Below are 15,432 nucleotides of genomic sequence, written 5' to 3'. Positions count from 1 at the left end.
CGTGGCTAACGTAGAATTTCACTCTTTTACTGTTTTATTTCAAACAGACACCAAAATCGCCGCCTACGGGCTGGCATGCACTGGAAGAGAAGATGCAGCAGTTAACTGAGATCGTAGAACAGGCCTTAGCCGCCATCGAAGGGGCCAGTGATCTGAAAATCCTCGATGACATCCGCGTCGATTATCTTGGCAAGAAGGGCAAGATAACCGACATGATGAAGTTGATGGCGACCCTGAGTCCACAAGAAAAGCCCGCCTTCGGTCAGAAGGTCAACGAAGCCAAGCAGAAGGTACAGCAGTTCCTCAATCAACGCATTGAAGGGCTGAAAGCCGCCGAGTTGGAGCAAAAGCTCCAGGCGGAAAAAATTGATGTCACCCTGCCGGGACGTCGCCTGGACAATGGTGGTTTACATCCGGTCACCCGTACCATAGAACGAATTGAAAGCTTCTTTGGTGAGTTGGGCTTTAGTGTCGTACAGGGACCAGAAATCGAAGATGATTATCACAACTTCGATGCCTTGAATATTCCCGAGCATCATCCTGCACGGGCTGATCACGATACTTTCTACTTCAATCCCAAGTTAGTTTTGCGTACCCAGACTTCAGGGGTGCAAATTCGTACCATGGAAGTGGAAAAGCCACCGTTGCGAATCATCTCTCCCGGCCGTGTCTATCGTAATGACTATGATATGACCCACACGCCAATGTTCCATCAAGTGGAAGGTTTGCTGGTGGACGAGAATGTAAACTTTGCCGAACTGAAAGGCATTTTGCACGACTTCCTGCGTAACTTCTTTGAAGAGGATCTGGAGATTCGTTTCCGTCCTTCATACTTCCCCTTTACCGAGCCGTCTGCCGAAGTGGATGTGAAAGGTAAGAACGGCTGGCTGGAAGTGCTCGGTTGCGGCATGGTTCACCCTAATGTGCTGCGCGGTGTGGGAATCGATCCTGATAAGTACTCCGGTTTTGCTTTTGGTATGGGCGTCGAGCGTTTGACCATGTTGCGTTATGGTGTCAACGACCTGCGTGCCTTCTTTGAAAACGACTTACGTTTTCTCAAGCAATTCAAATAACGGAGCTTTAGTACTATGAAATTCAGTGAATCCTGGCTTCGTGAGTGGGTTAACCCTGCGATTAGCCGTGACGAATTAACTCACCAAATCACCATGGCCGGCCTAGAAGTGGACGACGTCATTGCCGTTGCCGGTGACTTTTCCGGCGTGGTAGTGGGTGAGGTGGTTGAATGTGGTCAACACCCGGATGCCGACAAGCTGCGGGTCACCAAGGTCAATGTCGGCGGCGAAGAGCTGCTGGATATTGTTTGCGGCGCCCCTAACTGCCGCCTGGGACTCAAGGTTGCTGTGGCCGTTGTCGGTGCGGTGCTGCCTGGTGACTTCAAAATCAAGAAAGCCAAACTGCGTGGACAGCCTTCACATGGCATGCTGTGCTCTTATGGCGAGCTGGGCATAGAGATTGAAAGCGATGGCATTATTGAGCTGCCGTTGGATGCTCCTATAGGTACAGATATTCGCGAATATCTGCAGCTTGATGATGTGATCATCGATGTGGATCTTACCGCCAACCGCGCAGATTGCCTGGGTATGGTGGGTCTGGCCCGTGAAGTGGGCGTGCTCAACCGACTGAACGTGACCGAGCCAAGCTGGGAAGCCGCCAGTGTTAGTAGTGAGCGTACAGTTGAAATAGAGGTTGCCAACCCGGAAGCCTGCCCACGATATTTGGGCCGGGTTATCAGTAATGTCAATGTCAAGGCGCAAACGCCTGATTGGATGGTGGAAAAGCTGCGCCGTAGCGGTATTCGTTCCATAGACCCTATCGTGGATATCACCAACTATGTGTTGGTTGAGTTCGGCCAACCTATGCATGCTTTCGATCTGGACAAGATTGACGGCGGTATCAAGGTACGCCTGGGTAATGGTGAAGAGAAACTGACTCTGCTCGATGGCAATGAAATTACTGTGCCAGCCGATACCCTAGTGATTGCCGATAACAGCCAGGCATTGGCCCTGGCAGGTGTCTTCGGTGGTGAGACTTCCGGCGTCAGTGAGCAAACCCGCGATATTATGCTGGAGTGTGCGTTCTTCGCGCCTTTGGCCATCATGGGTAAGGCCCGTCGCCTTGGACTGCACACCGACTCGTCGCATCGTTTTGAGCGCGGTGTTGACCCAGAGCTGCAGCATAAGGCTATGGACAGAGCCACCCGTTTGGTGCTGGATATCTGTGGCGGTGAAGCCGGCCCTGTGGTTGAGGCCAAGAGCGAAGCGCATCTGCCAAAGGCTGCCGACATTAAACTGCGTCGCAGCAAGCTGGACAAACTGCTCGGACATCATATCGATGACACAGATGTTGAACAAATTCTGACCCGATTGGGCTTCCAGGTTGAAAAGCAGGCTAGTGACTGGCAGGTGAAAACCGCCACTTACCGCTTCGATATGGCAATTGAAGAAGATCTTATCGAAGAAGTTGCCCGAATTTACGGCTATAACAATATCCCCAACACGGCGCCGCTGGCACGTCTGTCTATGACAGATCATCAAGAGACGGCTCTGAAGCTGAGCCGGGTGAGGGCTATGTTGGTTGCCCGTGGTTTCCAGGAAGCCATCACCTACAGCTTTGTCGATCCCAAGCTGCAAAAACTGGTGCATCCTGATAGCGAAGCTATGGTGTTGCCTAACCCGATTTCCAGTGAAATGTCGGCCATGCGCTTGTCTATGTTCACCGGATTGTTGAGTGCTGTGGGTTACAACCAGGCACGTCAACAGGGGCGCGTGCGCCTGTTTGAGACTGGTTTACGCTTTATTCCTGATGCACAAGCAGAATCCGGCGTAAGACAACAAGCCATGCTGGGCGCGGTGATTGCCGGTCCCCAGAGTGATGAACACTGGAGCATGGAGTCGAAAACTGTTGATTTCTTCGATCTTAAAGGTGATTTAGAGGCCATTATTGGCTTGACAGTTTCCGAAGCTGAATTTAGTTTTAAAGGAGCGCTGCATCCGGCTATGCATCCGGGGCAATGTGCTGAAATACTGAGAAATGATCGGGTCATAGGATACATAGGTGCAGTCCATCCCAGCCTCGAGAAGCCTTTCGGGCTGAATGGTAAAACTATAGTTTTTGAGCTGGAATTGGATGCTTTGCTGCAGGCTAAATTGCCGCAAGCCCAGGCTGTATCTAAGTTTCCAGCTAATCGTCGCGATATTGCCATAGTAGTTGATGAAGAAGTCGCTGCAGGTGAAGTGATGACGCTAATAAGAAAAGTTGGCGGAAATCAGTTGGTTGGCTTAAACTTGTTCGATGTATACCGAGGTAAAGGTGTAGAGCAGGGCAAAAAGAGTCTGGCGATCGCACTTACGTTACAAGATAACACTCGTACACTTGAGGAAAAGGAGATAGCTGAGATGGTTGATACAGTCGTTTCTGCACTCAAGTCCGAGTTCAACGCATCGTTGAGGGATTAAAGTATGGCACTTACCAAGGCCGAAATGGCAGAGCATCTTTTTGAAACGCTTGGTATCAATAAGCGCGTAGCCAAAGAGATGGTTGAAGCGTTTTTCGAAGAGATCCGAACTGCGCTCGAAAATGGTGAGCAGGTCAAGTTATCTGGCTTTGGCAATTTTGACCTTCGGGATAAGAATCAAAGACCGGGAAGGAATCCCAAAACAGGTCAAGATATTCCTATTTCTGCCCGCCGGGTGGTGACATTCCGCCCTGGTCAGAAACTGAAGAGTCGCGTAGAAGCCGCTAATAAAGGCAAATAACTGCTCGGTCAGTAATTTAGAACAGGGAAGCCGCTCCTGAGGGTGGCTTCCCTGTTTGTGTCTGTAGAAAACGCTTTCATATAGATCTGTTGTTTTTAATGCCAGGTTTGGCATTGCATTGGGATTAAACCCAGGGGTTAAACCTTGTCAAATACACCTTCCAAGCCTAAGAAAGGCAAATACTTCGATAGGCGCTTCCGTTGGTCATTGTTGCATCCGAGATTTTGGGGCAGTTGGTTGGCGATAGGCGTACTGGTTCTGTTTGGACTCTTGCCCGCCATTATTCGCGATCCTATCGCTCGCGGTTTGTCACGTTTGGTCAGGCGTATAGCCCATAAGCCCATTAAGGTGGCCAGAGCCAATCTCAAAGCCTGTTTCCCCGATAAGAGTGAATCGGAAATCGAGCAGTTGCTGGAGCGCAACACCGAAGCTTTTGTGATGACCTTGCTGGCCCAAGCTGAGCTTATCTTGATGCCGAGTTCCTATATACGCAAAAGAGTCAAGGTTGAGGGAGAAGAGCATATTGCCGCTGCCCGTGAAGCTGGGCAGCCGATTATCTTTATCATGCCCCATGTGTGGGGCATAGAGTATGCCGGTTTGAGGCTGAATTTGGACTTGCCCATGGTCTCCATGGCCAAGGCGCATCGAAATGAATTGTTCAACTGGTTCAATAACCGGATGCGAAGCTCTCAAGGCGGCAATATCTATATGCGTGAAGCCGGGATCCGGGCCTTGTTGGCTGAGCTGAAACAGGGCAATAGTTTCTTCTATTTGCCGGATGAAGACTTGGGACCAGAACAGAGCGTATTTGCACCATTTTTAGGAACAGTCAAGGCCACATTGCCAGTGGTTGGCCGCTTGGCACAAGCAGGTAACGCCCAAGTAATGCCGGTGAAGATTGGCTATGATCAGCAAGCTAGGTGTTTTCGCTTGACGGTTATGCCGGCAATTGCCCCCACGTCGATGCAGGGCAAGGAAAATGAAGCCATTGCATTAAACAAGGCCGTGGAGCAGGTGATTACCGCCTACCCCGAGCAATATATGTGGTTTCTTAAGGTGTTGCGCACTCGTCCGGAAGGTATGCCGCCGATTTATTAAAAATAACACGCTGACAAAGCCACTCACAGAGTGGCTTTTCTTTTACGTATTACATGGTGTGGCCATTCTGCGCGAGTTTTTGCAACGGTCATGAATAGGTAGCCATGTTCAAAGGCTGAAATCTGGTTGATGTTTTGAGCTTGAACCAAGGGGAGGGGAAACATAATAATTTCCTGCAATACAAGAACAAGCCGATCCCGATAGCTCTCGCTATGCTCATAGTTAATGAGGGGAGTTTGCTACTTTAGGATAAAATTGGTTACAGGAGCTGATTTGAACCGACGATCTTCGAGGCTCCTTGTAAAGAACTGAGCCCGACCAGCTACCTTGCTGCATGAAGGAATTAAAGAATTGGTTGCGGGAGCCGGATTTGAACCGACGACCTTCGGGTTATGAGCCCGACGAGCTACCATGCTGCTCCATCCCGCGTCCGAATTGTGTTAATCAGTTTGAATTCATAATTAAGGAATTGGTTGCGGGAGCCGGATTTGAACCGACGACCTTCGGGTTATGAGCCCGACGAGCTACCATGCTGCTCCATCCCGCGTCCGAATTGTGTTAATCAGTTTGAATTCATAATTAAGGAATTGGTTGCGGGAGCCGGATTTGAACCGACGACCTTCGGGTTATGAGCCCGACGAGCTACCATGCTGCTCCATCCCGCGTCCGAATTGTGTTAATCAGTTTGAATTCATAATTAAGGAATTGGTTGCGGGAGCCGGATTTGAACCGACGACCTTCGGGTTATGAGCCCGACGAGCTACCATGCTGCTCCATCCCGCGTCCGAATTGTACTAATCAGTTTGAATTCATAATTAAGGAATTTGCTTACGGCGCTGGATTTGAACCGACAACTTTCTAGGCTCTTAGAAAGAACTGAGCCAGGCTAGCTATCATGTTGCTCCATCCGGTGTCCGTCAAAGCGGGGTGGACTATAACGACCAAGGGGCGGCAATGCAAGGATAAATCATCAAAATGCCATTGAGTGTTCAAATTTAATTCATTAATGCGCAGGGGGTAAACGTATTGGTTACAACTCCAACAAATCGGTAGGATTGATCGAGAAAAGCGATCCTGAAAACGGAAGTTTTTATCTTTTACCTTAATCAGAGGGTATAATGCGCCATTCATTTTTGCTTTGCTATCTGGTTAGTTCATGTTGAATTTTTTTGCGGCGGCCCCCAAGGGGTTTGAATATGCTTTGGCGCAGGAACTGCGCGAGTTTGGTGCGCTTGAGGTCAAGGAAAGTTTGGCCGGGGTCTATTTCTCCTGTCCGCTGGAACTGGCATACCGCATTACCCTTTGGACCAGACTGGCAAGCCGTATTTTGCTTATAATGCATCGCGGCCCCTGTGATTCCGCTGAGCAGCTTTATAATGCGGCCTTCTGTATCGATTGGCCGAGCCACTTTGATAACCGTTGTACCTTTAGTATCGACTTTCACGGCATGGGTGGTTTTATCAAGAACACCCAGTTCGGCGCTCTCAAGATTAAAGATGCTGTAGTGGATCGCTTCCGTGAAGACGATCTAAACCGCCCCAATGTGCAACGTGTCGATGCCGACTTCAAAATCGATGCCCACTACCGAAACGGTCAGGTAACCATAGCGCTGAACTTCTCCGGCCCGGCGCTGCATCAACGTGGCTATCGCAGCGGTACCGGTGAGGCGCCATTGAAAGAGAACCTTGCCGCCAACATGTTGGCCCGGGCCCAATGGGATAAACAAACGCCTTTGCTGGACCCATTTTGTGGCAGCGGCACAGTGTTGATTGAGGCGGCCATGATTGCGGCCGATATGGCCCCGGGGCTGCAGCGTCATCGCTTTGGCTTTGAGCACTGGCATCGCCATGACGCCAAACTTTGGCAAAGCATAGTCGAGGAAGCCAAGGCGCGGGCCAGCATAGGCAAGAACCGTTGTGAAGTGAAGTTCTTCGGCTCGGACATAGACTCGCGCATGGTGGCGCTGGCCAAACGTAATGCCAAGAGCGCCGGTGTCAGTGAACTGATCGAGTTCAGTGTTGCTAATGCTCTCAATATCACGCCACCGCTGGACAAAGGCTTGTTGATCTCCAACCCGCCTTATGGCGAACGTTTGGGCAATGTCTCCTCCTTGTTGCAGCTTTACTATCAGTTTGGCGACAAGCTCAAGCGTGAGTTTGGTGGTTGGCAAGTGGCCTTGCTTTGCAGTGATATCGAATTGATCTCATCGCTTAAGCTCAAGGCCGACAAGCAGATGAAGATGTTCAACGGGGCACTTGAGTGCGCCTTTAACCTCTATACCCTGCATGCCAATTCTACCCGCAGGGCGGCGGTGGCAGCCGAGCAGTCGGGGGCTGAGGTCAGTGATATCGCCAGTGCCTTTGCCAACCGGGTGAAAAAGAATCTAAAACAATTGGATAAGTGGGCCCGTAAAGAGGGGATCGACAGTTATCGCCTCTATGACGCAGATATTCCTGAATATAATGTCGCTATCGACAAGTATCTGGATTATGTGGTGATTCAAGAGTATGCGGCGCCTGCCAGCATACCTGAAGCCGTCAGCAAGCGACGTTTGACCGATGTGCTTCTGTCTTTACCCGGCGCCATTGGTGTTGAGCCGGACAAGATCATCCTTAAGACCCGCGAGCGGCAGAAAGGCACAAATCAGTATCAACGGCTCGACAAAGAAAAGCTGGAGCTGGTTACTCAGGAGTATGGTGCCCGTTTCAAACTCAACCTGACCGACTATCTTGATACCGGGTTGTTTCTCGACCACAGGCTTATTCGTAAACTGGTGGGCAGTAAAGCCAGTGGCCGTGATGTACTCAACCTGTTCGCCTATACGGGAACCGCGTCGGTGCACGCCGGGCTTGGCGGTGCCAAGTCGGTCACGACAGTGGATATGTCCAACACTTACCTTAACTGGGCCAAGGATAACTTTGTGCTCAATGGTTTGATTGGCAAACAGTATCGTTTCGAGCAGGGTGACTGCCTGCAGTGGATCCGCGATTGTGATCGCAAGTTCGATCTTATCTTTATCGATCCGCCAACCTTCTCCAACTCCAAACGGATGGAAGACTCATTCGATGTGCAGCGCGATCACGTCAAGTTGTTGTCTGATCTATTCAAACTGCTCAATCCGGGCGGAGATATAATCTTTTCCAACAATAAACGTAAGTTCAAAATGGATATCGAAGCCATGGCGGCTCAGGGCATGTCAGTCACCAATATGGATGCCCAGATGCTGCCAATGGATTACAAACGCAATCCGCATATTCATAATACCTGGTTGATCACCCATGCCTGAGACGCCATTGATCCTATACCACACAGATGGTTGCCATCTGTGTGAGTTGGCCATGACCTTGCTCGATGGCCTGAATATTGGTTATCGCACCCAGGATATTTGCGAGCAAGAAACGCTTGCCGAACGCTATGGAGTGCTTATTCCTGTGCTGGCCAACAGCATGGGTGAGGAACTCTGTTGGCCCTTCGATGAACAGCAAGTAAAACGCTTTACAGGAGCATAATGTGAGTCTGGTTCGTATCAATAATGGCTCGCTTGCCTATGGTTATACCCCTCTGCTGCAGCAGGCAGATTTCAGTATTGAAGCCGGCGAGCGGGTCTGTATTGTCGGCCGTAATGGCGCCGGCAAGTCCAGTCTATTGAAGGTGTTGGCAGGAGAAGTCCTGCTTGATGATGGTGAGTTCAATATCGCCACCGATGTTAAAGTCAGCCGCCTGCAACAGGACCCACCCAAAGCGGAACAGGGCACTGTCTATTCCTATATTGCCGCCGGTCTGGCCGATGTGGGCCAACTGCTCGAAGAATACCATCAACTGTCGCAGTCTATGGCCAAGGCCCAGGGTGAAGCGCTCGAGAAAATGCTGAAAAACCTCGAGCGGTTGCAATCCAAGTTGGATCACTTCGATGGTTGGCAACTCGACAATCGTATTCAGCAAAACTGCCGGCTGCTGGGGTTGGACCCGGATAAACCTTTGTCTGAACTCTCTGGCGGTTGGCAACGTAAAGTCGCCCTGGCCAGAGCTTTGGTGAGCGAGCCAGATTTGTTGTTGCTCGATGAGCCAACCAACCACCTGGATATCGACACCATAGAATGGCTGGAACAGTTCCTGTTGGGATATAAGGGCGCCATCGCCTTTATCAGTCACGACCGTGGCTTTATTCAAAAGATTGCCACCCGCATAGTCGATCTGGACCGCGGAGTAGTTACCTCCTGGCCCGGTGATTACCAGAGTTATCTCGATGGTAAGCAGGAGTGGCTCAGGGTTGAGGCCGAGCAAAATGCCCACTTTGACAAGAAACTCGCCGAGGAAGAGGTGTGGATCCGTCAGGGGATCAAGGCTCGCCGTACCCGTAATGAAGGCCGGGTGAGGGCTCTCAAGGCCTTGAGAATGGAACGCCGGGCTCGCCTGGAGCGCCAGGGCAATGCCAGAATGCAGGTGTCTGAAGCCGATCGCAGTGGCAAGTTGGTGTTTGAGGTGCGGGATCTCAATTACAACCTGGCAGATAAGGACCTGGTGCGGGACTTTTCCACCAATGTGATGCGCGGCGATCGCATCGCACTGATTGGCCCCAATGGTTGCGGTAAATCCACGCTTATTAAGTTGTTGATAGGTCAGTTAGCGCCGCAGAGTGGTGAAATCAAGACGGGCACCAAGCTGGAAGTCGCCTACTTTGACCAATACCGCGAAGCTTTGGATCCGGAAAAGACGGTTGAAGAGAACGTCGGCGAGGGTAAGAGCACAGTCACTGTTAACGGCAAAGACAGGCATATCCTCAGTTATCTGCAGGACTTTTTGTTTTCGCCTATGCGTGCACGCACACCGGTCAAGGCGCTCAGCGGCGGTGAGAAAAACCGCTTGCTACTGGCCAGACTGCTGCTTAGGCCGGCCAACCTTATCATTCTCGATGAACCGACAAATGATCTTGATATAGAGACACTGGAATTGCTAGAGTCTCTGCTCACTGAATATGAAGGCACTCTGCTGCTTGTCAGCCATGACCGGGCCTTTATTGATAATACGGTCACCAGTTCCTGGTGGTTCAGTGGCAACGGTCGTTGGAGTGAATATGTCGGCGGCTATCAGGATGCGGTTGCCCAGGGGGCACGTTTCTATCGCGACGCTGAGGAACCTGAGGCGGCTAAGCCTGTCAAACAGGAGGTTGCACCGCAAAAAGCCGCAGAACCCAAGACAACCAAAAAGCTTTCCTATAAGCTTCAGCGTGAGTTGGATGCTTTACCAGCCCTGATGGAAACACTGGAGCAGGAGCTGGAACAGCTGCAGGAGCGTGTCAACCAGCCGGACTTTTATTCGCAAGAGCAAGAGATTGTTGGTCGCGAATTGCAACAGTTGGCAGAGAAAGAACAGCAACTGGAGGCTTACTTCGAGCGTTGGGAAGAACTCGAGTCAATGAAGTAAGCTCAAAAAATATAATGGGAATTAAATTAATGAAGTTGAATAGTGCGCTGTCATTGGTGGCCATGGGGGTTATCAGTGTATTACAAGTATCGCAGGCGGCTCCTGTCTACGAAATTGTTAACCTGGATGGATATGATCTCAAAGGCAACCTGACCGATACTCGTACCGGCTATGGTATGGGCGTTAATGCCAACAATGAAGCCATAGCTGTGGCCAAGGGCAAGAAAAAGCTCAGCATCTCGGATGTGGACAATGACGATGGCATCATTGATATTGAAGATGGTATCGCGCCCGAGGAAAAGATCACCTATTCCATTAATAAACCCATTATTGCCAATAACTTCACTTTTAACTCCCAGGAAAACGATCCTGTGAGTCCCTGGACGCCTAATTTCGAGAGTATCAACGGTAGCACCCCTCCGGCAGATACCGACCCTGCCGTTCCGGCCAGCGTAAATTCAGTAGACAGTTTCTTCTATGGTATCAATGACGCCGGTATTCGCGTCGGAGCCATGACAGGTAAAGAGAATAAGGTCGACTATACCGGGGAAAGTACAGAACAGGACTACTGGTATTACCGTGACTTTGAACAGCGCGGTTTTGTTAAAGACGGTGACACCGAAGTGCCGTTGTTGCCGCCTTACACCACTTATACCAAGGACAACAAGACGGCTGAACTCGGCGGTTGGTCTATGGCATCGGCTATCAACAGCAATAACCAGATTGCCGGTTATGCCAGTACTGCCATCAGTAACTATGGGGCAGAGCGGGTTGCTGCCTGTCTGGGTAGTGACAACACGCTGCCGCTGGATGTGTGTTTGCAACGGGAAAAATACCCCAACGCCAACAACACCCGCAATATCCAGTATCAGATGCGTGCCTATGTCTGGCAATACGAAAACGGTGCGGTTACCGGTACCGAGTTGCCACTTGGCCTGACTCCCGGTGATTCAGATTATACCTTTACTGCTCAGGGGCTGGGGCTGAACAACTCTGGAGTTGTTGCCGGACGCTCTCATGTCTATCGTTATAACGATTCAGATAACCTGAGAATGGATGCGGCTTACTGGAGTAAAGATGCCAATGGTGAATACCAATACCATTGGATCCCGGTTGTCGATGACGATGTGCGTAACTCCATTGCCTATGACATCAATGATGCTGGGATATTGGTCGGCAGCTATAACAAGTACATTCAGGGTTATATCCGCGATAAGTTCTTTATCTATGATACCAATAACCCAGAGACCAAGCCGGTCACGCCCAACGATTTCTACAACACCATGTCTGATCTCTCCAGCAAGCCTCGAGATATCAACAACAAGGGCCAGGTTGTGGGTTATATCGAGTCAACCCATGATAAGGACAAGCCAAGACCCAAGGTGGGCTTCCTGTTTGACAAAGAGTCCGGTGAGTTCAGTAATCTCAATAAGCTACTGACCTGTGAGTCCAAAGGCTATGAGAAAGATGCCGAAGGCAACTGGAAACGTCATGAAGTGAGTGTTGAAGATGGCTCAGGCAAAACCCTGACCTACAACACTGACATAGTGGTGGTGGAAGCCAACAGTATCAATGAGGAAGGCACCATAGTCGGTACCGCCTTTATCCGTAAGCCTTCTTACCAGTTTGATGAAAAAGGTAATTTGGTGATCGGTGAAAACGGCAAGCCGCTGTTTGAGCTTAATGGTAACGGTCAGCCTGTGACTTCTTATCTGCCGCGTATGGTGGTACTTAAGCCCAGTAATAGTGGTGAAGCCTGTACTCAGGTGGACGACGGTGATATCGATAAGCCGTTTGAGCGTTCCGGTGCGGCCAGTTTGGGTTGGTTGGCATTGCTGCCGCTGATCTGGTGGCGCAGACGCAAAATTTAAGCTTAGTTTAAGCCTGTGAGATCGGCGCCCAAAAGGCGCCGATTTTTTTTTAATCAGGATCTCAATAGTTTAAAATTTCTTCGTTATAATTGGCGATTTTTTGATTGATCTCGGCGTTGAAAAGTTCTATTCATAGCAAGTGAAGCTGATGCTTCTATGTAAAATAGTACAGAGGACGCTTGCATGAAGAGACAAAAACGAGATCGTTTAGACCGAGCCTTTTCGAAGGGATTCCAAGCCGGTGTCGGCGGCCGCTCCAAGGAGCTTTGTCCTTATTCGAATCTTGATTCTCGCTCCCAGTGGCTAGGAGGCTGGCGCGAAGGGGTAGAAGGCCGAATTACCGGCCTGTTCAATAAGTAATTCAGCAAGACTGCCCTCCCAGATGAGGGCATTTTTATGGCGCTCTGAAAGCAACAAGGTCGGCAATTGCCGACCTTGTTGCTCGTATTCGATGGCTTTAGAAGGTTGAGGTATCGCTGAATACACCGACTTTCAGATCGGTGGCCGAGTAGATCTCGCGGCCATCGACTTCCAAAGTCGCATCGGCAATACCCATCACCAGTTTGCGGTGTATGGTGCGCTTGATATTCAGCCTATAAGTCACCTTCTTGGCGCCTGGCAGCACCTGGCCGGTAAATTTGACTTCACCAACCCCGAGTGCGCGGCCTTTACCCACGGCCCCTTCCCAGGCAAGGAAGAAACCAACCAGTTGCCACATGGCATCCAGTCCCAGACAACCAGGCATAACAGGGTCATCAACAAAGTGACAGCCAAAGAACCAGAGATCCGGGTTGATATCCAGCTCTGCAACAATTTCACCTTTACCGAAGGCTCCGCCGTTGTCGTTGATGGTCACGACTCTGTCGATCATCAACATGTTGTCCACGGGCAGGCGAGGGGAGTTCTTGCCAAATATCTCACCATGGCCGCAGGCGATGAGCTCTTCTTTGTTGAAACTGTTTGCTTTAGTCATTGTTGTTACCACATCCTTCTTCAAGTGCCGCCAAGATTAGCGAACAGGTGTAAGCTAAACAACTCCGATCAGCTAGTTATTGGTTAAAAAATGGCAATCTTGCCAGTAACCTTGCAAAATAGCCGGGTTCTTCATCAAGATTACCCGCCAATCTGTCGAGCCGTTGTTGTACCATGCCGTAAAGCGTGTCCTCTGGGAAGTTGTTATCTTCGTCGGCTTCTCCGGCTTTAATCCCCATTAACAGAGTGACGGCTTGGTCTACATGAGTGATTTCATAGAGCCGGAATAACCCTTGCTCTACCGCAGCGATGACATCGGGTGCCAGGTTGAGTTGCTGCACATTGGACTTGGGCATAATTACCCCTTGGCTGCCGGTCAAGCCGCGCCTCGCGCAGAGTTTAAAAAAGCCCTCAATCTTCTCATTGACGCCACCAATCGCCTGCACATTGCCAAACTGATCAAGCGCGCCGGTCACAGCCAGTCCTTGGTCTATCGGCTGTTCGGTTATTGCCGAGATCAGGCTGCAGTATTCGGCCAAGGAGGCGCTGTCACCATCAATTTCCTGATAGGACTGCTCAAATACGATATTGGCATTGAGGTGCAAGGGCGCGTCGCGGCCAAATACCCGATAGAGACAGGCGGACAGGATCATCATTCCCTTGGCGTGGATATTACCCGCCAACTCTGATTTCCGTTCAATATCGGCGACTTCACCATCACCATAGTGCACCGATGCCGTGATCCTGGCCGGTTCTCCGTAGCAATAATCCAAGGTGTCTATCACTGTTAGGCCATTGATTTGCCCCACCATAGCACCCTCAGTTGGCAAATAGATGAAGGCGTCATCAAGGTTTTGGGCCGACTGCTGCTCTTGGGCGTTATGTCGCTGCTGGCGTTGGAGCAGGGCATGTTCAATGGCGTTGGCGTCTAGCGCTTGTCCTTGGCTATAAAAAGCCGCTTCAGCGAACACTTGTGCCAAATCTGCGCTGGCGAGGCTCAAGCGTTGTTGATGCTCTGTCAGACGACTGCTGTATCTGAGCAGCGGCAGTAAGGCCGATTCTGTCAGTTGACAATGACTGAGCTTGGCTAACTCTGCCAACCAGGCTACATAGTCATTGACAGCAACCTTTTGCAAATCAATTTCAAATACTAGTTCCCCAAGCAGGGCAAATAATTCGCTGAATCTGCGTTCATGGTACCTGAGTTCGCTGTAGAGCAGGCTCGAACCTACCAACACGACTTTCGCTTGCAGGGGCTGCCATTGCCCTTGGTGCTCGAAGCCCCCTTTCTCTATGGTGTCCAGCAATAGCTCCCATAAAGGCTCACGTTTCCATAGAGATTCGGCGCAGATAAAGAGTATTCCTGGCGTTGTGAGGGCGCTAGGTTGTCTTTGTTGCTGACTATTCTGATAGCCGAGTAGCTGAGCCCGGGTGATGCGACCACTTAAGTATTGCATCGGCATCTTGCTCTGGGCGCTCAGGGCTTCAAATAGCCAAGTGCGGTGGATACCCTGGAAATCTGCCAGGAAGAGCTGTTGTCCTGATAAGGATTGCAGTAGCCCAAAGGCCTCTATGACTCTTTCTTGTCCAAGTAATAGATCTGTCAGTTGGCTCGATGTGGGAAGCTGCAGATTGGAGTATTGAGGGGTAAGGGCCCCGGCCGGGATCAAGCTAGGCTTCATTGTGGTTCAAAGTCATTTAAAGATAAGCTGATTTTACCACAGGGGCGGCGGGGCAGCATGGTAAATCTCCATCTCGGGCAGCCTTTTATTGTTCGATATGAGTTCCGTTTGAATCCTTCGGATGGCTGAGATTTAGACATGTGAACATATTTTTAGAAATAAGGGTTTACAACGGCTTAGTGAGCTTATACTATTTGCGCCGNCTAATGAACAAGCAGTTGGAATAAAATGATTTATTAACGGTTTACAGAGTCTGGGGTTAGCGATATTATTCGCCTCGTTCCGGAGGGGTGGCAGAGTGGTTGAATGCACCGGTCTTGAAAACCGGCATGGGTTTATAGCCCATCCAGGGTTCAAATCCCTGCTCCTCCGCCATATTCAGAAAGGCCCGCTTGTGCAAACAGGCGGGCTTTTTCGTATCATCAGTTTTGATGATACGAATTGGCTTGGCACCGCTTTGAGGATTGCTGGGTTTATAGCGCCGTCATGCAGGGTTCGAATCCTTGCTCCTTTGCCATATTCAGAGAGGCCCGCTTGTGTAAACAGGCGGGCTTTTTCGTATCTCGGTTTTGATGAATTCTTGTCATACCTAAACAGTTCAGAGCAACC

Annotated in this window: 12 protein-coding genes and 5 tRNA genes; 10 read left to right on the top strand and 7 right to left on the bottom strand. The window is 50.3% G+C overall.

What is annotated here, in order from left to right:
- The first annotated feature begins 92 nt into the window (after positions 1-92).
- The 4 genes from pheS (at position 93) to lpxM (ending at position 4,874) form a co-directional block, all read left to right on the top strand.
- Entirely contained in the window at positions 93-1,073 is a 981-nt protein-coding gene (gene pheS / locus CBE72_RS12760; protein ID WP_100143945.1) for a phenylalanine--tRNA ligase subunit alpha, read from the top strand.
- Positions 1,074-1,088: 15 nt separating this feature from the next.
- On the top strand, positions 1,089-3,476 hold the full coding sequence (gene pheT, locus CBE72_RS12755) for a phenylalanine--tRNA ligase subunit beta (protein WP_100143943.1): 2,388 nt from the start codon (positions 1,089-1,091) through the stop codon (positions 3,474-3,476).
- A gap of 3 nt (positions 3,477-3,479) precedes the next feature.
- Positions 3,480-3,776: an integration host factor subunit alpha gene (ihfA, locus tag CBE72_RS12750; protein WP_025009628.1), complete on the top strand. Its 297-nt coding sequence runs from the start codon at positions 3,480-3,482 to the stop codon at positions 3,774-3,776.
- Between the two features lie 144 nt (positions 3,777-3,920).
- Entirely contained in the window at positions 3,921-4,874 is a 954-nt protein-coding gene (lpxM, locus tag CBE72_RS12745; protein ID WP_100143941.1) for a lauroyl-Kdo(2)-lipid IV(A) myristoyltransferase, read from the top strand.
- A gap of 352 nt (positions 4,875-5,226) precedes the next feature.
- Here the strand turns inward: lpxM and CBE72_RS12740 are convergent.
- The 4 genes from CBE72_RS12740 to CBE72_RS12725 form a co-directional block, all read right to left on the bottom strand.
- Positions 5,227-5,303, bottom strand: a tRNA-Met gene (locus tag CBE72_RS12740).
- A gap of 41 nt (positions 5,304-5,344) precedes the next feature.
- Positions 5,345-5,421: transfer RNA gene (locus CBE72_RS12735), tRNA-Met, on the bottom strand.
- A 41-nt stretch (positions 5,422-5,462) separates the two neighbouring features.
- Positions 5,463-5,539: transfer RNA gene (locus tag CBE72_RS12730), tRNA-Met, on the bottom strand.
- Between the two features lie 41 nt (positions 5,540-5,580).
- Positions 5,581-5,657, bottom strand: a tRNA-Met gene (locus CBE72_RS12725).
- A 373-nt stretch (positions 5,658-6,030) separates the two neighbouring features.
- On the opposite strand from CBE72_RS12725, the gene rlmKL reads away from it, so the two are divergent.
- From rlmKL to rmf, 5 genes are all read left to right on the top strand, one after another.
- Entirely contained in the window at positions 6,031-8,160 is a 2,130-nt protein-coding gene (rlmKL, locus tag CBE72_RS12720) for a bifunctional 23S rRNA (guanine(2069)-N(7))-methyltransferase RlmK/23S rRNA (guanine(2445)-N(2))-methyltransferase RlmL (protein WP_100143939.1), read from the top strand.
- Positions 8,153-8,383: a glutaredoxin family protein gene (locus tag CBE72_RS12715; protein WP_100143937.1), complete on the top strand. Its 231-nt coding sequence runs from the start codon at positions 8,153-8,155 to the stop codon at positions 8,381-8,383. Before rlmKL ends, CBE72_RS12715 begins: the two co-directional genes overlap by 8 nt.
- A 1-nt stretch (position 8,384) precedes the next feature.
- Positions 8,385-10,298 (top strand): ABC transporter ATP-binding protein, encoded by a 1,914-nt coding sequence (locus CBE72_RS12710; protein WP_100143935.1) that lies wholly within the window; start codon positions 8,385-8,387, stop codon positions 10,296-10,298.
- A gap of 29 nt (positions 10,299-10,327) precedes the next feature.
- Positions 10,328-12,169 (top strand): DUF3466 family protein, encoded by a 1,842-nt coding sequence (locus tag CBE72_RS12705; RefSeq protein ID WP_100143933.1) that lies wholly within the window; start codon positions 10,328-10,330, stop codon positions 12,167-12,169.
- Between the two features lie 183 nt (positions 12,170-12,352).
- Entirely contained in the window at positions 12,353-12,529 is a 177-nt protein-coding gene (gene rmf / locus CBE72_RS12700; RefSeq protein WP_084271256.1) for a ribosome modulation factor, read from the top strand.
- 97 nt (positions 12,530-12,626) lie between these two features.
- Here the strand turns inward: rmf and fabA are convergent, their stop codons facing one another.
- Both fabA and CBE72_RS12690 read right to left on the bottom strand, forming a co-directional pair.
- Positions 12,627-13,142: a bifunctional 3-hydroxydecanoyl-ACP dehydratase/trans-2-decenoyl-ACP isomerase gene (gene fabA, locus CBE72_RS12695; protein ID WP_100143931.1), complete on the bottom strand. Its 516-nt coding sequence runs from the start codon at positions 13,140-13,142 to the stop codon at positions 12,627-12,629.
- A gap of 76 nt (positions 13,143-13,218) precedes the next feature.
- Positions 13,219-14,823: a Lon-insertion domain-containing protein gene (locus tag CBE72_RS12690; protein WP_100143929.1), complete on the bottom strand. Its 1,605-nt coding sequence runs from the start codon at positions 14,821-14,823 to the stop codon at positions 13,219-13,221.
- Between the two features lie 284 nt (positions 14,824-15,107).
- Between CBE72_RS12690 and CBE72_RS12685 the strand changes: the two genes are divergently transcribed.
- Positions 15,108-15,198 (top strand) — tRNA-Ser (locus CBE72_RS12685).
- 3 nt (positions 15,199-15,201) lie between these two features.
- Here the strand turns inward: CBE72_RS12685 and CBE72_RS20330 are convergent.
- A partial coding sequence (locus CBE72_RS20330; protein WP_206191797.1) for a hypothetical protein occupies positions 15,202-15,432 on the bottom strand: 231 nt, incomplete at its 5' end.

This window comes from Shewanella carassii (assembly GCF_002777975.1).
Lineage (GTDB): Bacteria > Pseudomonadota > Gammaproteobacteria > Enterobacterales > Shewanellaceae > Shewanella > Shewanella carassii.
The sequence above is the reverse complement of the archived record's forward strand: the minus strand, read 5'-3'. Positions and strand labels throughout refer to the sequence as shown.